The organism is Nocardiopsis synnemataformans (assembly GCF_965343085.1).
In the GTDB taxonomy this organism is placed as follows: Bacteria; Actinomycetota; Actinomycetes; order Streptosporangiales; family Streptosporangiaceae; genus Nocardiopsis; species Nocardiopsis alborubida.
The window spans coordinates 80,652-99,182 of sequence record NZ_CBDRFA010000018.1; the positions used below are offsets into that span (position 1 = coordinate 80,652).

General features: G+C 73.4%; 17 protein-coding genes and 1 pseudogene. 7 read left to right on the plus strand and 11 right to left on the minus strand.

The window, feature by feature from the left end; genetic code table 11:
- Positions 1-145 precede the first annotated feature (145 nt).
- Positions 146-1,660: a peptide MFS transporter gene (locus ACSIH6_RS12940; protein ID WP_435108508.1), complete on the minus strand. Its 1,515-nt coding sequence runs from the start codon at positions 1,658-1,660 to the stop codon at positions 146-148.
- A 266-nt stretch (positions 1,661-1,926) separates the two neighbouring features.
- Between ACSIH6_RS12940 and ACSIH6_RS12945 the strand changes: the two genes are divergently transcribed.
- Complete coding sequence (locus ACSIH6_RS12945) at positions 1,927-2,841, plus strand: Lrp/AsnC family transcriptional regulator (RefSeq protein ID WP_435108509.1); 915 nt, start codon at positions 1,927-1,929, stop codon at positions 2,839-2,841.
- A gap of 96 nt (positions 2,842-2,937) precedes the next feature.
- On the opposite strand, the gene ACSIH6_RS12950 is transcribed toward ACSIH6_RS12945, so the two are convergent.
- Positions 2,938-3,291: a hypothetical protein gene (locus tag ACSIH6_RS12950; protein ID WP_435108510.1), complete on the minus strand. Its 354-nt coding sequence runs from the start codon at positions 3,289-3,291 to the stop codon at positions 2,938-2,940.
- Between the two features lie 80 nt (positions 3,292-3,371).
- On the opposite strand from ACSIH6_RS12950, the gene ACSIH6_RS12955 reads away from it, so the two are divergent.
- The 3 genes from ACSIH6_RS12955 (at position 3,372) to ACSIH6_RS12965 (ending at position 6,956) form a co-directional block, all read left to right on the plus strand.
- Positions 3,372-4,157, plus strand: a complete 786-nt coding sequence (locus ACSIH6_RS12955; RefSeq protein ID WP_435108511.1) for a helix-turn-helix domain-containing protein — start codon at positions 3,372-3,374, stop codon at positions 4,155-4,157.
- Positions 4,154-4,321, plus strand: a complete 168-nt coding sequence (locus tag ACSIH6_RS12960; RefSeq protein WP_435108512.1) for a DUF397 domain-containing protein — start codon at positions 4,154-4,156, stop codon at positions 4,319-4,321. Before ACSIH6_RS12955 ends, ACSIH6_RS12960 begins: the two co-directional genes overlap by 4 nt.
- 319 nt (positions 4,322-4,640) lie before the next feature.
- Positions 4,641-6,956, plus strand: coding sequence for an FdhF/YdeP family oxidoreductase (locus ACSIH6_RS12965; protein WP_435108513.1), 2,316 nt, complete (start codon positions 4,641-4,643; stop codon positions 6,954-6,956).
- Positions 6,957-7,100: 144 nt separating this feature from the next.
- Here ACSIH6_RS12965 and ACSIH6_RS12970 read toward each other — a convergent pair whose 3' ends face one another.
- On the minus strand, positions 7,101-7,889 hold the full coding sequence (locus ACSIH6_RS12970; protein ID WP_435108514.1) for an SAM-dependent methyltransferase: 789 nt from the start codon (positions 7,887-7,889) through the stop codon (positions 7,101-7,103).
- 248 nt (positions 7,890-8,137) lie between these two features.
- Between ACSIH6_RS12970 and ACSIH6_RS12975 the strand changes: the two genes are divergently transcribed.
- Positions 8,138-8,773, plus strand: a complete 636-nt coding sequence (locus ACSIH6_RS12975; RefSeq protein WP_435108515.1) for a histidine phosphatase family protein — start codon at positions 8,138-8,140, stop codon at positions 8,771-8,773.
- A gap of 202 nt (positions 8,774-8,975) precedes the next feature.
- Here ACSIH6_RS12975 and aroQ read toward each other — a convergent pair whose 3' ends face one another.
- Positions 8,976-9,461 (minus strand): type II 3-dehydroquinate dehydratase, encoded by a 486-nt coding sequence (gene aroQ, locus ACSIH6_RS12980; RefSeq protein WP_150255539.1) that lies wholly within the window; start codon positions 9,459-9,461, stop codon positions 8,976-8,978.
- A 135-nt stretch (positions 9,462-9,596) separates the two neighbouring features.
- Here aroQ and ACSIH6_RS12985 point away from each other — a divergent pair, with 135 nt between their 5' ends.
- Positions 9,597-11,393 carry an acyl-CoA dehydrogenase gene (locus tag ACSIH6_RS12985; protein ID WP_435108516.1) on the plus strand — a complete coding sequence of 599 codons (1,797 nt, stop codon included), beginning with the start codon at positions 9,597-9,599 and terminating at the stop codon, positions 11,391-11,393.
- A gap of 51 nt (positions 11,394-11,444) precedes the next feature.
- On the opposite strand, the gene ACSIH6_RS12990 is transcribed toward ACSIH6_RS12985, so the two are convergent.
- Both ACSIH6_RS12990 and ACSIH6_RS12995 read right to left on the minus strand, forming a co-directional pair.
- Positions 11,445-11,807 carry a hypothetical protein gene (locus ACSIH6_RS12990; protein ID WP_435108517.1) on the minus strand — a complete coding sequence of 121 codons (363 nt, stop codon included), beginning with the start codon at positions 11,805-11,807 and terminating at the stop codon, positions 11,445-11,447.
- Complete coding sequence (locus ACSIH6_RS12995; RefSeq protein ID WP_435108518.1) at positions 11,804-12,577, minus strand: MerR family transcriptional regulator; 774 nt, start codon at positions 12,575-12,577, stop codon at positions 11,804-11,806. Before ACSIH6_RS12995 ends, ACSIH6_RS12990 begins: the two co-directional genes overlap by 4 nt.
- A gap of 162 nt (positions 12,578-12,739) precedes the next feature.
- Between ACSIH6_RS12995 and ACSIH6_RS13000 the strand changes: the two are divergent.
- Positions 12,740-13,321, plus strand: a pseudogene (locus tag ACSIH6_RS13000) (DinB family protein).
- On the opposite strand, the gene ACSIH6_RS13005 reads toward ACSIH6_RS13000, so the two are convergent.
- The 5 genes from ACSIH6_RS13005 to ACSIH6_RS13025 form a co-directional block, all read right to left on the minus strand.
- A complete protein-coding gene (locus tag ACSIH6_RS13005) occupies positions 13,318-14,532 on the minus strand; it encodes an MFS transporter (protein WP_435108519.1) in 1,215 nt (404 codons plus the stop codon). The pseudogene ACSIH6_RS13000 and the gene ACSIH6_RS13005 sit on opposite strands and share 4 nt — an antisense overlap.
- Positions 14,533-14,946: 414 nt before the next feature.
- Positions 14,947-15,846: a glycosyltransferase family 2 protein gene (locus tag ACSIH6_RS13010; protein WP_435108520.1), complete on the minus strand. Its 900-nt coding sequence runs from the start codon at positions 15,844-15,846 to the stop codon at positions 14,947-14,949.
- On the minus strand, positions 15,843-16,718 hold the full coding sequence (locus ACSIH6_RS13015; protein WP_435108521.1) for a glycosyltransferase family 2 protein: 876 nt from the start codon (positions 16,716-16,718) through the stop codon (positions 15,843-15,845). Before ACSIH6_RS13015 ends, ACSIH6_RS13010 begins: the two co-directional genes overlap by 4 nt.
- A 71-nt stretch (positions 16,719-16,789) precedes the next feature.
- Positions 16,790-17,782 carry a UDP-glucuronic acid decarboxylase family protein gene (locus tag ACSIH6_RS13020; protein WP_435108522.1) on the minus strand — a complete coding sequence of 331 codons (993 nt, stop codon included), beginning with the start codon at positions 17,780-17,782 and terminating at the stop codon, positions 16,790-16,792.
- Positions 17,783-17,839: 57 nt separating this feature from the next.
- The gene (locus ACSIH6_RS13025) at positions 17,840-18,526 is read right to left on the minus strand and encodes an SDR family oxidoreductase (RefSeq protein WP_435108523.1); all 687 of its coding nucleotides are present in this window, start codon (positions 18,524-18,526) and stop codon (positions 17,840-17,842) included.
- Positions 18,527-18,531: the final 5 nt, after the last annotated feature.

Below are 18,531 nucleotides of genomic sequence, written 5' to 3' on the forward strand. Positions count from 1 at the left end.
AGCGCGGCCAGTCTGCCCCGCGAGACGGTCCGGGGGGCGCATTGCGGCGTCGGCGGCATGTCACCACACCACCGAACGGGGCCCTTCCCCCGCGAACGCCGCGCCGGACCCGGGGGAAGCGCGGACCGACCCGGGTCCCGGACCGTCACCGGTCGGCAGCCGGGACCGCTGTCTCCTCCGTCTCCTCCGTACGCCTGCGCAGGGCCGGGGCGAGGGCGAACAGCACGAGCCCCAGGACCACCGTCCCGGCGCCGACCGCACCGAAGTACACGCCCGCGGTGTCGGCGTCGTAGAACCCGACGAGCTGCGCGGCGATGCCCTGGCCCGCCGCGCCGGAGGCGAGCCACAGGCCCATCGTCTGGGTGGAGAACGCGGCAGGCGCCATCCTCGACGTGGCCGAGAGCCCGATCGGGGCCAGGAACATCTCCCCGACGGTGACCACCGCCAGGCTGGCCACCAGCCACAGCGGGCTGCTCAGGCCCTCCTGCGACGCGGGCAGGACGAGCAGGACGTAGGACAGGCCCGCGATGACCAGGGCGGCGCTGAACTTCTGGGCGGTCGTGGGCGGGGACGCGGACCGGTCCAGGCGCAGCCACATCACCGCGAACAGCGGGGTCAGCGCGATCAGCACGACCGAGCCCACCGACTGGAACCACGGGGCGGGGATGGCGAAGCCGAACGCGGTGAGGTCCGTGCTCTCCGCCGCGTACTGCGCGATCACCGTCGCGCCCTGCTCCTGGATGACCCAGAAGAAGACCGCGGCGACGAACAGGGGGATGTACGCGCGCAGGCGGACGCGCTCGGCCGGGGTCGTGCGCCCGCTGCGCAGCATCACGGTGAAGTAGGCGACCGGCAGGGCGATCGCCGCCAGGCTGACGGCGTCCACGACGGTGTCGGCGGTCAGGGCTCCGGTCAGGGCGGCGGTCACCGCGGCGGCGGCGAGCAGGACCACGGCTGCCAGGACGGGAACGGACCGCGAACGCGGCACCTCACGCAGGCGCAGCGGGTTCTTGGGCTCGCGGCTGGCCGCGCTCAGGTTGCGCTGGGTGCACAGGTACACGACGAGGCCGAGGGCCATGCCGACCGCGGCGATGCCGAAACCGAGGTGGTAGTCGTAGCGCTGGCCCACCGTGCCGACCACCAGCGGCGCCGACACCGCGCCGAGACTGATCCCCATGTAGTAAATGCTGAAGCCGGAGTCCCGGCGCGGGTCCCCGTCGGCGTACAGGTCCCCGACGGAGGCGGAGATCGTCGGCTTGAGCAGCCCGGTGCCCAGGGCCAGGAGCACCATCGAGGCGAACAGGGCGGTCGCGCCCGCGGGCAGCGCCAGGCAGACGTGCCCGCACATGATCAGTACGCCGCCGCAGAGGGTCGCGCGGCGGTCGCCGAGGAGGCGGTCGCTGATCCAGCCGCCCAGGATGGCGGCCATGTAGGTGGCCGACCCGTACACCGCCACCAGGGACCTGGCCGTGTCGTCGGGGATGCCCAGTCCCCCGTGGGCGACCTGGTCGTACATGTAGTACAGCAGCAGCGCGCGCATGCCGTAGTAGGAGAAGCGCTCCCACGCCTCGGTGAAGAACAGACCCACCAGGCCGCGCGGATGTCCGAAGAACGTCCGCTCACGCGCGGCCGCGGGGGGCGGGGACGGACTGCTGGGCACACCCACCGGCTACCTCCGGGACGACTGCGACAGGGCCCGTGGCACCACGGGAGGATCTCGACACGAGCGCCGACGCTACATCCGCCAAGGTGGACGCGCAAGGGATGATCCGCAGACGCATGAACCGGAAGCGTCGCTGAAACGGTGGTCACAGCAGCTTGTGAAGGGGTATGCGACGGTGCCTCCGGCCCCCGGGAGGGGGCGGGCGGTACGGTAAGTTGACCGCCTCGACCTCCCCTGGCCCGACCTCCCCCGAAGGGACGCGCGTGGAACTGGACCGCGTGGACGAACAGCTGGTCCGCGCCCTGCAACGGGACGGACGGGTCTCCTACGAGGCCCTGGGCCGCCTGGTCGGCCTGGCCCGCTCGACCGTCCAGGCGCGGGTGCGGCGGCTGTCCGACGCGGGTGCGCTGCGCGTGGTCGGCGCCGTCCATCCGGCCGTGTTCGGCCTGCGCCAGCTCGGACACGCCATCATCTCGGTGGAGGGTCCCGCCCGCCGGGTGGCGGACGCGGTGGCCGCGATCGGGGAGACGTCGTTCGTCACCACCACGGCGGGCCGCTTCGCGGTGACCGCGGAGCTGCGCGCGCCCGGGCTGGACGCGTTCGCCCGGGGGCTGGAGCGCGTGCAGGCCGTGCCCGGGGTCCGCGCCGTACAGGTCCTGACCTACCTGCGCATCTGGAAGGACCCCTACTTCCCGCCGGGCCCGCTGGAGAGCCCCGGCCCTCCGGGCGGCCTCGAACTGGACGGCTCCGACCACGCGCTGCTGGAGCGCCTGCGCGCCGACGGGCGCGCCTCCTACGTCGAGCTGTCCGAGGCGAGCGGCCTGTCCCCGGGGGCGGCGCGCGCCCGCGTGCTGCGCCTGCTCGACTCGGGGGTCGTGCACGTCGGCGCCCTGGTGCGGCTCAGCCCGCTCAGCACGGTGCACACGGTCGGGTTCGCGCTCACCGTGGACGGGGCGACCGAGCCCGTGGCCCGCAAGGTGGTCGCGCTGGAGGAGGTCGACTGCCTCGCGACGGGCCTGGGCTGGTGCAACGCGATCGGCACCGTGCGGGCCGCCTCTCAGGAGGAGGTGTTCGCCGCCCTGGAGAGGCTGCGCGAGCTGCCCGGGGTCCGCGCGGTGGAGTCGTGGGCGCACCTGCACGCGGTCAAGGAGGAGAACGACCTGGCGCTCCCCCGCTGAGCGGCCCCGGCCGCCCGGCGACGCCCTCCGTCCGTCAACGGTCAGCGGCCGGGACCGCCACCTCCTCCGTCCGCCCGTGCGGAGCCGGGGCGGGGGCTAGGGCCTGTACCCGCCTTTCTCGCTGCGTTTCGGCAGCCCCGGCTGGAAACCCGCCAGGTCGTCGATGACGCTCTCCACCAGCAGGTCGATCCGGTCCCGCTGGACGTACTTCCACGTTCCCTGCCGGTCCTGCCATGCCCACGACCAGCCCTGCTTGAGGCCGATGGGGGCGTTGCCGAGGTAGGCGGGACCGATCAGGGCCCGTTCGACGTCCGCGCCGCGGGTCCAGGGGAAGCGCCGCCATTCCAGGGTGAAGGCCAGTCCTCGCTGGCTGAGGAACGCCTCACGGGCCTCGGCGAAGGGATTGGGACGAGGGTTGGCGTTCATTCGACGCTGTTCTGTTTCGTTCATGATCCCAGCGTCCGACCGAAACCCCAGGTTGCACAGCGTCTGATCGGATTCCGCTGTTTCACGGCTAGAGGTGGGACGCTGTGGCTACCATCTGGGATATGACGGGATCTGACTTTGCATCCACTCTCACGCGGTACCGAGACGTTGCGGGATTCACGCAGAGCCAGCTTGCAGTCAGAGCACGGACGTCTTCGTCTTCCGTGTGCCGTTGGGAGGGCGGTTCCGTCCTACCCAAGCGCCGAAACGCGGAGCTTCTGGACGAAGCGCTCGAAGCGAAGGGCAGGCTGTTCGCGCTGTGGCTCACGGCCACGGGTGGGAAGTCAGTCCCCGAATGGGGATTGGACGTCGCGGAGTTGGAAGCGTCGGGGTTGTCGGTTGAGTGGGTTTGTCCGCTTCCCGCTGTCCCGGGGATCTTGCAGTCACCGAAGTACGCGCGGACCGTTTTCGAAGAAGCCCAACCCTTCCTGCCCGCAAAGGAACTGGACAGGTTGACCAGGATTCGCTGTGAACGGCTCGACCAGGTTCCGGAACTGAAGGTGGTCGCGGTCTTTCCCGTGTCGGCGCTGACGACGTTTCCCCAGGAAGCGCGCTCGGAGCAAGCAGGCCACCTGTTGCGGTTGGCGGAGTCGGGGCGCGTGCGCGTGCTGGTGATCCCGGAAGGGACGTTGCTGGTGGGGTTGCCGTCCCCGTTGCTGGTCTTCCGGATGCGGGATGGTTCCACGGTGGCAAGCAGCGATCATGCAAACGGGAATATCGTGTACCGGGAAGGCGACGGGCTGGACAGGCTGACGGAACTGGTCAAGCGGTTCATGCAGTCCGCGCTTCCCGACAGGGAAAGCCGGAAAGTATTGGAAGAGCTACTTTGAGTGATCGCGAGTTCCACAAGTCGAGCTACAGCAGCACCAGCGGGCAGTGCGTAGAGGTCAGCGAAGGACGGGACACCTTGGTTCGCGACACTCAGCACCGGGACAAGGCGACCCTGACGTTCCCCGCGTCGGAGTGGCGCGCGCTGCTGACCGCCGCACGCTAGCGCTCCGCGCTCCGGCCCCCGTCTCACAGAGGCGGGGGCGTTCCTGCCACCAACCGTTCCCCGCGCGCTGGGTGCCAACAACCTCCCCCACCGCTCCAATGTGTGCCACGAACGGCACGGGCTGCCCGGGGTCCGCGCGGTGGGGTCGTGGGCGCACCTGCACGCGGTCAAGAAGAAAAACAACCTGGCGCTCCCCCGCTGAGGGGCCCCGGCCGCCCGGCCCGGGACGCCGGCGCGGGGCCGCCCCTGGGCGCCACCCGCGCCCCCGCGGCCCGGGTTGCTCACCCGGACGTCCCACCATCGGACGGTCAGTGCCAGAATGCGCAGTGTGAGACACCAGCACTCGGACAACGCAGACCCCGCCCAGGACTCCCCGGCGGTCAGCCCGCCCAAGACCAGCGCGGCCGGACTCCCCGCCGTGCTCAACAGCCTCCGCCAGCTCAACGAGCACACCGGTGTACGGCGCGGGCTGCCCGCCATGCTCGCGATCAACCAGAAGCGCGGTTTCGACTGCCCCGGCTGCGCCTGGCCCGAGGGGGACAAACGGCACCGGGCCGAGTTCTGCGAGAACGGCGCCAAGGCGGTCGCGGAGGAGGCCACGGCCACGGCGCTGACCGGGGAGTTCTTCGCCGCGCACCCGATCTCCGAACTGGCCGGGCGGTCCGGGTACTGGCTGGGCCAGCAGGGCCGCCTCACCGAGCCGCTGTACCTGGCCGAGGGCGCCACCCACTACGAGCCGGTCAGCTGGGAGCGCGCGCTGGACCTGGTCGCCGAGGACCTGCGAGGGCTGGACTCCCCGGACCAGGCGGTGTTCTACACCTCCGGGCGCACCAGCAACGAGGCGGCGTTCTGCTACCAGTTGTTCGCCCGCGCGCTCGGCACCAACAACCTCCCCGACTGCTCCAACATGTGCCACGAGTCGTCCGGTTCGGCCCTGACCGAAACCCTGGGCGTGGGCAAGGGCAGCGTGTCCCTGGAGGACCTGCGCGAGGCCGACCTCATCATCGTGGCCGGGCAGAACCCCGGCACCAACCACCCCCGCATGCTCACCGCCCTGGAGCGGGCCAAGAAGTCCGGGACGCGGATCGTCACCGTCAACCCGCTGCCCGAGGCGGGGATGCGCGAGTTCCGCAACCCCCAGCACGCGGGCGGTCTGCTGGGGCGCGGCACCGAGCTGACCGACCTGTTCGCGCAGGTGCGGCTGGGCGGCGACCTCGCCCTGTTCTCCGCCCTCAACCGCCTGCTGCTGGAGGCCGACGAGCGCGGTGAGCCGGTCCTGGACCGGGAGTTCGTCTCGACCCACACCCACGGGTTCGAGCAGTTCGCCAAGGCGCTGCTGGCCGAGTCCGACGAGGAGTTCTGGGCGCGCACCGAGCGCGACACCGGCCTGGAGCGGGAGCTGGTCGAGCGCATCGCCGCGATGGTCACCTCCTCGGAGCGGATCGTGGTGTGCTGGGCGATGGGGCTGACCCAGCACCGGCACTCGGTGCCCACCATCCGCGAGGTGGTCAACTTCCTGCTGCTGCGCGGCAACGTGGGCCGCCCCGGCGCGGGCGTGTGCCCGGTGCGCGGCCACTCCAACGTGCAGGGCGACCGCACGATGGGAATCTTCGAGCGCCCGGCCGAGGAGTTCCTGGACGCCCTGGGCGCCGAGTTCGGCTTCGCGCCGCCGCGTGAGCACGGGTACGACACCGTCAACGCCATCCGCGCCATGGCGCGCGGCGACGTGCGGGTGTTCTTCGCGATGGGCGGCAACTTCGTCGCGGCCACCCCGGACACGCTGGTGACCGAGGACGCCATGCGTCGGGTGGGGCTGACGGTGCACGTGTCCACCAAGCTGAACCGCTCGCACGTGGTGACGGGGACGCGGGCGCTGATCCTGCCCGCGCTGGGGCGCACCGACCGCGACCTGCGCGACGGCGAGCCGCGGTGGGTGACGGTGGAGGACTCCATGGGCAAGGTGCACGCCTCCCACGGCGTGCTGGCGCCGCTGTCACAGGGCATGCGCTCGGAGGTGGACATCGTCTGCGACCTGGCCGGGCGGGTGCTCGGCGACTTCCCGGTGGCGTGGTCGGAGCTGACCGACTACGACCGGGTGCGCGAGCACGTGGCCGCGGTCGTGCCGGGGTTCGAGGACTTCAACGCCCGCGCGCGCAGGCCCGGCGGATTCACCCTGCCGCACGCCCCGCGCGACGACCGGCGCTTCCCCACCGCGACCGGGCTGGCCAACTTCACGGTGAACGGCACGTACGCGCCGGAGGTCCCCGAGGGGCGGCTGCTGTTGCAGACGCTGCGCTCGCACGACCAGTACAACACCACCGTGTACGGCCTCGACGACCGGTACCGGGGCATCACCGGCGGCCGCCGGGTGGTCCTGGTCAACCCCGAGGACGCCCGGGACCTGGGGCTGGTCGACGGCGCCTACACCGACATCGTGAGCGAGTGGCACGACGGCAGGGAGCGGCGCGCGGCGCACTTCCGGGTGGTGCACTACCCGACCGCGCGCGGGTGCGCGGCCTCCTACTTCCCGGAGACGAACGTGCTGGTGCCGTTGGACTCCACGGCCGAGGTGAGCAACACGCCGACGTCGAAGTCGGTGGTGGTGCGCTTCGAACCCGACTCCGGGGCCGTCTGACCCTGTGACCGGAAGGGTGCGCCGGCCCGCCCCCTTCACCGCAGGTCAGGCCGCACGCATCACACCGGGAACACTTCCGGTCAGCCTGCTGAGGCGCGCCCTGCCGTCCGGGTCCCGGGGCGCTCCCGGGACCCGGCGGGGCCGTCAGGCCTTGCGGGCGACGCCGCAGTACTGGTCGGCCGCGACGATCTCGCCCACCTCCGTGGCGTCGGGCCGCCAGAAGGGCGCCGAGACCACGCCGGGCTCCAGCAGGTCGAGCCCGTCGAAGAAGCCCGCGATCTCCTCGGGACTGCGCAGGTGGTAGGGCAGGGGCGCGGTCTCGTTCCAGCGCCGGGACGCCTCGATCATCGGTTCGCTGGTGTCGGTCCCGTCGCACATGGCCAGGAAGCTGCCCGGGGGCAGCGCGTCCACGTAGGCGCGCACGGTGGCGTAGGCCCGGGCGTTGTCGGGGGTGTGGCCCATGGTGCCCAGGATGGTGAGCGCGATGGGCCGGTCGAAGTCCAGGTGGGCGGCGGCCGCCTTGAGGACTTCCTCGGGCTCGTGCAGGTTGGCGTCGACGTAGTGGACGTCCCCCGCCCCCTCCCCGACCAGCAGCGCGCGGGCGTGCGTGAGCACCAGCGGGTCGTTGTCCACGTAGACCACGCGGGCGTCGGGGGCGGCGGCCTGGGCGACCTCGTGGGTGTTGTTGTGCGTGGGCAGCCCGGTGCCCACGTCCAGGAACTGGCGGACGCCCTCCTCGCGGGCCAGGTGGGTGACCGCGCGGATAAGGAACTCCCGGTCGGCGCGGGCCGCGGTGACCATCTCCGGGTAGGCCTGGAGCACGTAGTCGCCGACCTCGCGGTCGGCCGGGTAGTTGTCCTTGCCTCCCAGCCAGTAGTTCCACACCCGGGCGGAGTGTGCCACGGTGGTGTCGATGGGGGGTGTGTCCGTCATGATGTGCCCTCTCACGGGAAGCGTGGTTATCACCCGCATTGTCCTGCTCGCGGAAAGCGCCACGCAAGCGAAAACGCCGTGTACGCGGGCGTTCGCGAACAACGATCGCCTTCGCCCGTCCCCCGTCCGGTCCCTCACCCCGCCCCCGCCGGACCCCCGCGCGCGCGGCCGTCCGGCGGACGGTGCCCCTGCCCCGATCGCGTCCCCCGGCGTGCGGGCGTCCTTGGGCCCACTCGTACGCTGGTGCGATGCCAGCGATCTATCTGATCCGCCACGGGAAGGCCTCCCCCGAGGCGGAGGACTACGACGAGTTGAGCCCGACCGGCTACGAGCAGGCACGCCTGCTGGGCGCCGAACTCCGGCGGCGCGGGCCCCGGGTGGGCCGTGTGGTGACCGGCGCGCTGCGCCGCCAGCGCCAGACGGCGGCCGCGGCCCTGGCCGAGGCGGGTCTGGTTCTGGAGCCGGTCGGCGACGAGCGGTGGAACGAGTACGACCACCTCGGCCTGCTGGGCGCCCACCCGGTCGCGACGGGCTCGCTCCAGGAGCGGCTCGACGCCTCCCTGACCTCGTGGATCGAGGCCGGGGGCAGCGGCCCGGGCACCTGGGAGGGCTTCCGGGCCGGGGTCCGGCAGGCGCTGGACGACCTGGTCGCCGGGCTCGGCAAGGGGGAGACCGCACTGGTCTTCACCTCCGCCGGGGTGATCGCGACGGTGTGCTCGACCCTGCTGGGCACGGCGCCCGCCGGGTTCCTGGCCCTGAACCGCGTGGTGGTCAACGGTTCGGTGAGCAAGCTGCTGCACGGCCGGGGCGGCACGCGGCTGCTGTCCTTCAACGACCACGCCCACCTGGAGCAGGGCGGTCCCGCGCTGATGACCTACCGCTGAACGCACGTGCCGCCCGACGCGCGCACGATACAAACCGACCAGTCGGTACTGCTTGTTCGACGGGGAGCGGCCGGTCCCCGCCCGTGGGCGCGTCCGCCGCGCACAGCCCCACGCCCCCCGGCCCCGACCGGCCCCGGCCCGCGGGGGCGCCCCCCCGGGCCGCCTCACGGCGAGGCGCCGGGAACCGGTGCGGTCGTGCGGCTCAGCCCGCCTGGGCGCCGTCCGCCTCCCGGCGCTCGGCGTCGCGCCGCAGCACCGCGCGCAGGGCCAGCTCGTAACCGAAGACCCCGCACCCGGCGACGTAGCCCGCGGCCACCGGCGCGGTCACCGACGTGTGCCGGAACTCCTCGCGGGCGTAGATGTTGGAGATGTGCACCTCCACCACGGGCGCCTCGACCGCGTCGATCGCGTCGCGCAGCGCGATGCCGTAGTGCGCGTAGGCGCCGGGGTTGAGCACCACCCCGGCCCAGCCGCGCGCGGCGTGGATCCGGTCCACCATCACGCCCTCGCTGTTGCTCTGCGCGCACACCACGTGCACGCCCAGCTCCTCGCCGAGGGAGACCACGCGCCGCTCGACCTCCGCCAGGGTGGTGGTGCCGTACTGCCCGGGGTCGCGGGTGCCCAGCAGGTTGAGGTTGGGGCCGTTGAGCAGCAGGACGGTGCGGGAGGGGTCGGACACAGCGGACATGCGGGTCAGCGCTCCTTCTCAAGTCGGTGGCAGCAAGCTTAGGGCTCGGACGGCCGCGTGGCCCCGGCCACCCCTGAGTCCCGCGAACCGGGTAGCATACCGACCAGTCGGTCCACGATCCCAAGGAGGCGACCCGTGGCGTCCACGCTGCTGTCCACGCGCGACCTGCACTTCCTGCTCTACGAGTGGCTCGACACCGAGGCGCTCACCAGCCGCCCCCACTACGCCGACCACTCCCGCGAGACCCTCGACGCCGCGCTGGAGCTGGCCGAACGCGTGGCCACCGACCACTTCGCGCCGCACAACAAGGCGGGCGACGCCAACGAGCCCCGCTTCGACGGCGAGCGCGTCCACGTCATCCCCGAGGTGAGAAAGGCTCTGGAGGTCTACGCCGAGACCGGGCTGAGCGCCGCCGGGATGCCCGCCTCCGTGGGCGGCGCCCAGATCCCGCACGTGGTCTCCAGCGCGTGCGGCGCCTACTTCCAGGCCGCCAACCTGGGCACCTCGGCCTACCCCTTCCTCACCTCCGGCAACGCGCGCCTGCTCCTGGCGCACGGCAGCCCCGAGCAGGTCGACACCTGGGTGCGCCCCATGGTGGAGGGGCGCTTCACCGGGACCATGTGCCTGTCCGAGCCGCAGGCGGGCAGCTCGCTGGCCGACATCACCACCCGCGCCGAGGAGGACGGGGAGGGCGGCCACCGGCTGTTCGGCAACAAGATGTGGATCTCGGCGGGCGACCACGAGCTGACCGAGAACATCGTGCACCTGGTGCTGGCCAAGATCCCCGGCGGCCCGCCCGGGGTCCGGGGCATCTCCCTGTTCGTCGTGCCCAAGTACCTGCTGGAGCCCGACGGGTCGGTCGGCGAGCGCAACGACGTCGTGCCCGCCGGGCTCAACCACAAGATGGGCTACCGGGGCACCGTCAACGCGCTGCTCAACTTCGGCGAGGGCCGCCACACCCCCGGCGGGCGGCCGGGCGCGGTCGGCTACCTGGTCGGCGAGCCCCACCAGGGGCTGAAGTACATGTTCCACATGATGAACGGGGCCCGGATCGGGGTGGGCGCGGGCGCCGCCGCCGTCGGCTACACCGGCTACCTCAAGTCGCTGGCCTACGCCCGCGAGCGCCTCCAGGGCCGCCCGCTGGGCGACAAGGACCCCGAGCGGCCGCAGGTCCCCATCATCGGCCACACCGACGTGCGCCGGATGCTGCTCGCCCAGAAGAGCTACGTCGAGGGCGCGCTCGCCCTGGTGCTGTACTGCGCCCGGCTGGTGGACGAGACCGCCAGCGCCGGGGACGAGGAGGCGCGCGCACGGGCCCACCTGCTGCTGGACGTGCTCACACCGATCGCCAAGAGCTGGCCCTCCCAGTGGTGCGTGGAGGCCAACAGCCTGGCCATCCAGGTGCACGGCGGGTACGGGTACACGCGCGAGTACGACGTGGAGCAGCACTACCGGGACAACCGGCTCAACCCGATCCACGAGGGGACCCACGGCATCCAGGCCCTGGACCTGCTGGGGCGCAAGGCGGTGCTCGACGGCGGATCCCGGCTGTCGCTGCTGGTGGAGACGGCGCGCGCGACGGCGGAGCGGGCCCGGGAGCTGGGCGGCCGCGAGGCCGAGTACGCGGAGCTGCTGTCGGACGCCCTGGACCGGACCGTGCGCACGGCCGCCGAGGCCTGGGCCGGGGGCGACCCGGCGGTGGCGCTGGCCAACGCCACCCCCTACCTGGAGGCGGTGGGGCACGTGGTGGTCGCCTGGATGTGGCTGGAGCAGCTGGTGGCCGCGCACGGGCGCGAGGGCGGCTTCTACGAGGGCAAGCGCGCCGCGGCGGCGTACTTCTTCCGGCACGAGCTGCCGCGCACCGGACCGCAGTTCGACCTGGTGGCCTCCCGCGACCGCACGGTGCTGGACGTCTCGCCCGACGTCCTCTGAAGGCGGAGGAAGGCGGAGGAGGGCCGGGAACGCGTCGTCCCCGGCCCCCGTTCAGCCCCTGGCCGGGCGGAGCCGTTCGGCCTCGGGCACGTCCAGGACGAAGACGCGGCCCAGGTCGGCCTCCTCGTAGCCGAGGTCGATGTTGGCCACCCGCATCCGCTCGGGGCTGACCTCCACGATCCGCACCCTGATCGGCTCCTCTCGCCCGGGGACGCTCAGCAGCCAGGGGTCGGCCAGGTAGGCCAGTCCCCGGGCGTCCAGGACGGCGCGAGCGGAGTCCTCGTCACCGGGGCCGTCGAGCGGACGGCCGAAGGGGGTGACCGGACGGTACCGCCCCTCCCCCACGGGTTCGAGGTAGCCGAGCACCTCGCCGTCCTCGTCGCGGCGGTGGGCGGGCCAGTGCGCGGGGATCACGCGTCCTCCTTCTGGTCGAGCCGATGGCGTGCGTAGAACGCCATGGCCTCGTGCTGGTAGTCGGCGAGCCCCGGGGCGAAGCCCTCGTAGACCTCGCGCCAGGGCCCCTTCTCGGCGTAGGCCCGGCCCAGGTTCTCGAACGCGCCCGCGTCGGGCGTCCACGCCCACATCCGGCTCACCGTCAGGTAGTGGACGTGCACCTCGGCCTGGACCGCCGGGTCGTCGGGCGGGATCCCCGCGACCAGGTGGGCGGCCATGCGCCGCAGCTGGTCCGCGGCCTCGTCGCGGCCCCGCGCCCAGTCGTCCCCGGTCATCCCCTCCGCGGTCCGCCGCGCCCGCTCCCACGTGCGCGGCCACTCGACGCGGGCCCGCTCGCTGTAGACGGACGCGTCGAACCCTGCGAACAGGTCCTCGGGATGGTCCACGGCCTTCATGGCGTCTGCCTCCTCCAGTGCGTCGACGGTGCGGCGCACGGTGGCGACGAGGGTGTCGACGCGGTCCCGCTCGGCCAGCAGGCCGCGCAGGTGGTCGCGCAGCGCTCCGGCCCGGTCCCCGCGCTCGTCCAGCGCACGGGCGATGTCGGACAGTCCCATGCCCAGCTCGCGCATCACCAGGATGCTCTGGAGGCGCAGGAGCTGGCCGTGCCCGTAGTGGCGGATCCCGCCGGGCCCGGTCCGCTCCGGCTCCAGCAGGCCGATCCGGTGGTAGTGCCGCAGGGCGCGGGAGGTGACGCCGCTCATACGACACACCTCACCCATCGACCAGGACATCGCGGTCTCTCCCTCGTCGGGCCGGTCCCTCCGGCCCGGGGAACGACGTTAGGCGTTGACGCTACGTCAACCGCAACGCGTTCTCACCCGGTTTTCCGGCGGCCGGTCCCCGTCCGGGAAAACCGCTTCGGCGCGGGCGGGGTCCTGTGCCAGGCTGGCCCCATGTCCGACCCTCGTTCCGCACTGCTGCGCTGGCAGTTCGACTTCACCTGGTCCCTGTTCGAGTACCACCTGGAGCGCCTGGAGCCCGGCGACCTGCTCTGGGAGCCCGGTCCCCTGTGCTGGACGGTGCGCCGGGACGGGGACGGCCGGTGGGTGCCGGACTGGGCGGACACCGAACCCGACCCCGTGCCCGTCCCGACCGCGGCCTGGGTCACCTGGCACATCGGCTGGTGGTGGTCGACGGCCCTCGACCACCTGCGGGGGCGCGTTCCGCGCGAGCGCGAGGAGGTCCGCTGGCCGGGCCCGGAGGAGGCGGCCGACTGGCTGCGCGAGCTGCGGACGTAGTGGCTGGCGGTGCTGGAGGGGCTCACCGGCCCGGACCTGGACGCCCCCGCCGCGTTCCCCTGGCCGCCGGACTCGGGTCTGGCGGTCGAGCACACGGCCGCCTGGGTCAACGGCGAGCTGATGAAGAACGTGGCCGAACTCGGTCAGCTGCGGCTGCTGCGCGCCGCGCGGCGTCCGACGCCTGAGAGGCGCCCGCGACGGGCGCGCGGGGCGCCGGGCCCCGCGCGGTCCCTCTAGCGGCGGGCCGGACCGCTGGCCAGCGCGACCAGGGCGCCGAGCACCGACAGGGACGCCAGCAGCAGGAACACCGCCGGATAACCGCCCAGGGGTCCGGCCAGCAGCGCGCACGCCCCCGGAGCCAGGGCCATGGTGAGCATGAGCGGGGTGTGCATGATGCCGTTGAGCGTGGTGTAGTGCTCCTCCCCCCAGCGGTCCGCCACGGCCGTGGCCTGGAGCAGGGTGAGCACGCCCCGCGCGGCGCCCACCAGCGCCGCGGCGGCCATGACCAGGACCAGCGGTCCGCTGACCAGGGCGATCAGGCCGGTCGCCCCGGCGCAGGCCAGGAGTACGGTCGCGATCCGGTGCACCGCCCCGCTGCGCCGCGCCAGCGGGGCGTAGACGAGGCGGCCCAGCACCTGGCCCACGCCCACGACGCCGAGCGCCCAGGCGGCCTCGGCGGTGCCGAACCCGCGTCCCTCCATGAGCGGGACGATGCCGACCACGACCGCGTACACGGTGAGGCTGCCCAGGGCGAGCGCCGTGGTCAGCGCCCAGAACGCGCCGCTGCGGACCACCCCGCGCACCGTCCGGCGGTCCCCGGCCCGGTCGTCGGTGCCGCCGGGGGTCCAGGGCGGGGTCAGGGCCAGGGCGTGCAGCGGGACCACCACCAGCACCAGGACCAGGGCGAGGACGAGGTAGGCGCCGCGCCAGCCGACCAGCGCCTCCAGGGCGGCGGTCAGCGGGGCGAAGACGGTGCTGGCCAGCCCGCCGACCAGTGTGAGGATGGTGAGCGCCCGGACCCTGCCCGTCCCGTACCAGCGGGTCAGGGCGGCGAAGGCGGGCGGGTAGGAGAGCCCGGCCACGGCGATTCCGGCCGCCTGCCAGGCCGCGCCGAAGAACCACAGGTTCGGGGCCAGCGCGAGTCCGGCGACGGCGACCGCGCCCAGCAGGGCCGCCGCGGTCATCACCAGGCGGGGGCCGCGCACGCGCAGCCAACGGGCCACCAGGGGTCCGCCCAGCCCGGCCACGACCTGGGATCCGGAGAACAGGGCGATGACGGCGGGCAGGGACCAGCCGGTGTCCTCGGCGATGGCGGGTGCCAGCACGGGGAAGGCGTAGAACAGCACTCCCTGGCTGGCGGTGACGGTGACGCACAGGGCGGTCAACGCCCTGCGCGCGTCCGTGTCGGAGGGTGCCCGGCCGGGCGCGCGAAGGGGTCGGTGGGTCATGCGCGCCGTCCGCGCGGTGTCGGTCGGGTTCTCGGAGGAAGCGGGGGAACGGGGGCAGGGTTCCGTTGCGCTTGCACGGGGGGACTCCTCGCCCTGGGAAGGGCAGACCCAGGGATCGAACGGACAGGTGACGCGTTCGTGTACATACCCGTGCTACTACACCGAGTATTCACCGAATGACCATCTGTCGCTTACCTGGAATTCCAGCTTTTGTCCCCGAAATCCCCACCGGGGCCTGGCCCCACGCGGGCAGGCGGGGGCCGTCCCCGGGGAGACGCCGCACCCGGGGTCGCGGGGAGGCGTCCGCCCGGAACACGGCGCGGGCCCGGACATCGCCGGGGAGACCCCCGTACCAGGAGCCCGAACGGCCCGGACGGCCCAGGCGGCCCGAACGCCCCCGGCGGCCCAGGCCGCTCAGCCCACGTAGCGCCGCGCCCGCGACTCCCTGCGGGGCGCCTCCAGCGTGCGCAGACCGCGCTCCACCCGCGGCGGGACCGGCGCGCGCTCCCTCAGCACCCAGGGCAGCCCCCCGAGGGCCTCGGCGACGGCCATCGCGCTCGGCAGGTCGCGCGGCACCGACCGCAGCACCGACCAGGTGTGCCGCCACGCCCCGTCCAGCGGACGCCGCAGCCACGCGGTCCACAGGGTGTTGCGGATGCCCAGGCGCCGCCTTCGGGTGGGGTCGCGCACCGGCGACGCGGCGTGGTGGGCGACCGTGTCCTCGTCCCAGCACATCCACCACCCGGCGGCGGCCAGGTCCAGCGCCAGCAACTCCTCCTCCCCGCCCATCCACAGGCGCCGGGAGAAGCCCCCCGCCTGCCAGAAGGCGCGGACGCGGAACACGGTGACCCCGGCGAGCACCCCCAGCAGGGCGGGACCGGGCAGCCAGTCCGGCCCGGGCACCGGCGAGTGGCGCAGCTCCGGGGTGATGGGGTCCTCGCTCCCCGCGGGCTCGACGATCAGCCGCGCCGTGACCGACCCCAGCCCGGGGTGGGCGTCCAGCAGGTCGGCGGCCCGCTCCAGGGAACCCGGATCCCACCAGGTGTCGTCGTCGCAGAAGGCGACGTAGGGCGTCTCCAGGGCCTCCACCCCGATGTTGCGGCCCACCGAGCCCAGGTTGGCCCCCGCCCGGACGAGCCGCACCCACCCGTGGCGTTCGGCGACGGCCGCGGCCGTGCCGTCGCCCGAGGCGTTGTCCACGACGACGGTCGGCGGCGGCCCCGGCAGGTCCGCCAGCCGGTCCAGGGTGCGCAGCAGCTCCTCCCGGCGGTCGCGGGTGATGACCACGACGCCGACGCGGGCGCTCCGGCTCATGCCTCCTCCAACAGGGACAGGTCGCGTTCCACGTGCGCGGGCACCGGGCGGCGCCGGGCCAGTACGGCGGGCAGGACCCGCAGCGCCCCGGTCAGGGCGCCGCGCGAGACGGGGTCGCGCAGCGAGCGCCCCGCCAGCCGGGCCGTGCGCGCCAGGGCCAGGCCGGGGCGGCGGCGCAGCCAGACCGTCAGGAGGGCGTTGCGCTCCTCCAGCGTGCGCCGCCACAGGCCGGGCGGGCGCACCGAGGACGGGTGGTGGTGCACGCGCACGTGCTCCAGGTGGCACAGCTCCCAGCCCGAGGCCGCCAGGTCCTGGGCCAGGAGGGCCTCCTCACCGGCGAAGAACAGCAGGTGGTTGAAGCCGCCCGCCTCCGTGAAGGCCTCGCGCCGCACCACGGCGGCGCAGGCCAGGAAGCCGAGGATCCGCGGGCCGGGCAGGCCGTCGCCGTCCGGGAGCGGGCTGTGGGCCAGCGCCCCGTTGACCGGGTCCGGCCGCCCCTCCTCGCCGACGAACACCGACGCGGCGACCAGCCCCAGACGCGGGTGGGCGTCCAGGGCGTCGGCCGCCGCCTCCAGCGCCCCCGGCGCCCACCAGGAGTCGTCGTCGCAGAAGGCGACGTAGGGCGTCCGGGCGCGCGCCACCCCGGTGTTGCGGGCGACGCAGCCGGTGTTGCGGTCCTGGCGCACGAGTTCGACGTCGGGGAAGCCCTCGCGCACGGCCTCGGCGGTGCCGTCGCTGGAGGCGTTGTCCACGACCACCACGGGCGGCCGGGGCTCCAGCCGTTCCAGGTGCCCCAGCGTACGCAGCAGTTCTTCGCGTCGGTCGCGGGTGGCCACCACCACGGTGACCCGTGAGCGCTCCGGATTCCCCACGCTGGTCCTCTCCCCCTTCTCGTGTCCCGGCCGTCCCACACATCACACCGGCACCCTTTCCGGTCCGAACGTCAGTTGGCGGGCGCGGCCCCCTCGGACAGGTCCTCGTAGCGGTCGCGCTGGTCCACGAAGTAGGCGACGGTGCGGCGCAGCCCCTCGTCCAGCCGGATGCGCGGCCTCCAGCCCAGGGCCCCCTCGGCCAGGCGGATGTCGGGGCGCCGGAAGTGCGGGTCGTCCTCGGGGCGCTCGACGAAGGTGATCTCCGACCGCGTCCCGGTGACGCTGAGGACGACGCGGGCCAGGTTCAGCACGGACAGCTCCTCGTCGCTGCCGATGTTGACCGGCCCCGTCGCCTCGCTGTCGGCCAGGGCGATCAGGCCCCGCACGGTGTCGTCCACGTAGCACAGCGACCGCGTCTGGTGGCCGTCGCCCGCCACCGTCAGCGGCCTGCCCTCCAGCGCCTGGTTGACGAAGGTGGGCACCATGCGGCCGTCGTCGGCGCGCATGCGCGGCCCGTAGCAGTTGAAGATGCGGGCGATGCCCACGTCGGCCCCGCGGGCGCGGTGGTGGGCCATGGTCAGCGACTCGGCGTAGCGCTTGGCCTCGTCGTAGACGCTGCGCGGGCCGACCGGGTTGACGTTGCCCCAGTAGGTCTCGCGCTGCGGGTACTCCAGCGGGTCGCCGTACACCTCGCTGGTGGAGGCCAGGACCAGGCGGGCGCCGTACCGCTCGGCGCACTCCAGCGCGTTGCGGGTGCCCAGGCTGCCCACCTCCAGCGTCTCCACCGGCAGACGAAGGTAGTCCGGCGGCGACGCGGCCGAGGCCAGGTGGAACACCGTGTCCACGGGTTCCTCCAGTGTGAACGGTTCGGTGAGGTCGGCCTCCATCAGCTCGAACCAGGGGTGCCCGGCCAGGTGCGCCACGTTCTGCGCCCGGCCGGTGGCGAAGTTGTCCAGGCACACCACGCGTGTGCCCCTCTCCAGCAGTCGCTCGCACAGATGGGAGCCGAGAAACCCGGCGCCACCGGTGACCAGGGCCCTTCCTCTCGACGCGTACTCGCGCATCGTCGCCCACCTCCTCGGATGGTCTCACCGCTTACCTGGGTGCTGTTTCCCGGCCGATCAGGGCCAGGACGTCTCCTGCGAGGGGCAGATCACCATCTCTCGCACCTCGCAGCCGGGCGGCTGGCTCAGCGCGAACACCACCGCGCGGGCCACGTCCTCGGGCGCGTTGAGCTTGGCGTCCGGGCCCGGCTTGTACTGGTCGGGCCGGTCGTCGAAGAAGGAGGTGCTCATGCCCCCGGGGACCAGGAGCGTCACCCCGACCTGTCCGGCGAGCTCGGCGGCCAGCGCCCGGGTGAAGCCCACGACCCCGAACTTGGAGGCGCAGTAGGCGGTGGCGTCGCTGAGCGCGCGCAGGCCGAGCGTGGAGGCGCAGTTGACCACCGTGCCCCGGGAGGCGCGCAGGTGCGGCAGGGCGGCGCGGGTCACGGCGGCGGTGCCGATGAGGTTGACCTGGATGACCCGCTCCCAGTCCTCGGCGGACACGTCGGTGAGCGTGCCGCAGGCGTCGGTCCCGCCCGCGTTGACCAGGGCGTCGACGCGTCCGTGCTGGACGCTGACCTGCTGCACGACGCGTTCGACCGCCTCGCGGTCGGCCAGGTCCACCTGATGGAAGGAGAAGTCGTTGCCGGGGTGCTGCCGGTCCAGGATGATCGGGTGGCCGCCCCCGTCGGCCACGGCCTGCGCGGTGGCCGCTCCCAGGCCCGAGGATCCTCCGGTGATCAGCGTGTTTCCGAGTGGGCGCATCTGTC

What these genes read in the sequence shown, in the direction of transcription:
- ACSIH6_RS12975 (WP_435108515.1), top strand. Translation starts at nt 8,138, where the DNA reads ATGCCAGCGATCTATCTGATCCGCCACGGGAAGGCCTCCCCCGAGGCG.
- ACSIH6_RS13020 (WP_435108522.1), bottom strand. Translation starts at nt 17,782, where the DNA reads ATGCGCGAGTACGCGTCGAGAGGAAGGGCCCTGGTCACCGGTGGCGCC.
- ACSIH6_RS12995 (WP_435108518.1), bottom strand. Translation starts at nt 12,577, where the DNA reads ATGTCCTGGTCGATGGGTGAGGTGTGTCGTATGAGCGGCGTCACCTCC.
- ACSIH6_RS13025 (WP_435108523.1), bottom strand. Translation starts at nt 18,526, where the DNA reads ATGCGCCCACTCGGAAACACGCTGATCACCGGAGGATCCTCGGGCCTG.
- ACSIH6_RS13005 (WP_435108519.1), bottom strand. Translation starts at nt 14,532, where the DNA reads ATGACCCACCGACCCCTTCGCGCGCCCGGCCGGGCACCCTCCGACACG.
- ACSIH6_RS12970 (WP_435108514.1), bottom strand. Translation starts at nt 7,889, where the DNA reads ATGACGGACACACCCCCCATCGACACCACCGTGGCACACTCCGCCCGG.
- ACSIH6_RS12965 (WP_435108513.1), top strand. Translation starts at nt 4,641, where the DNA reads ATGCGCAGTGTGAGACACCAGCACTCGGACAACGCAGACCCCGCCCAG.
- aroQ (WP_150255539.1), bottom strand. Translation starts at nt 9,461, where the DNA reads ATGTCCGCTGTGTCCGACCCCTCCCGCACCGTCCTGCTGCTCAACGGC.
- ACSIH6_RS12950 (WP_435108510.1), bottom strand. Translation starts at nt 3,291, where the DNA reads ATGAACGAAACAGAACAGCGTCGAATGAACGCCAACCCTCGTCCCAAT.
- ACSIH6_RS13010 (WP_435108520.1), bottom strand. Translation starts at nt 15,846, where the DNA reads ATGAGCCGGAGCGCCCGCGTCGGCGTCGTGGTCATCACCCGCGACCGC.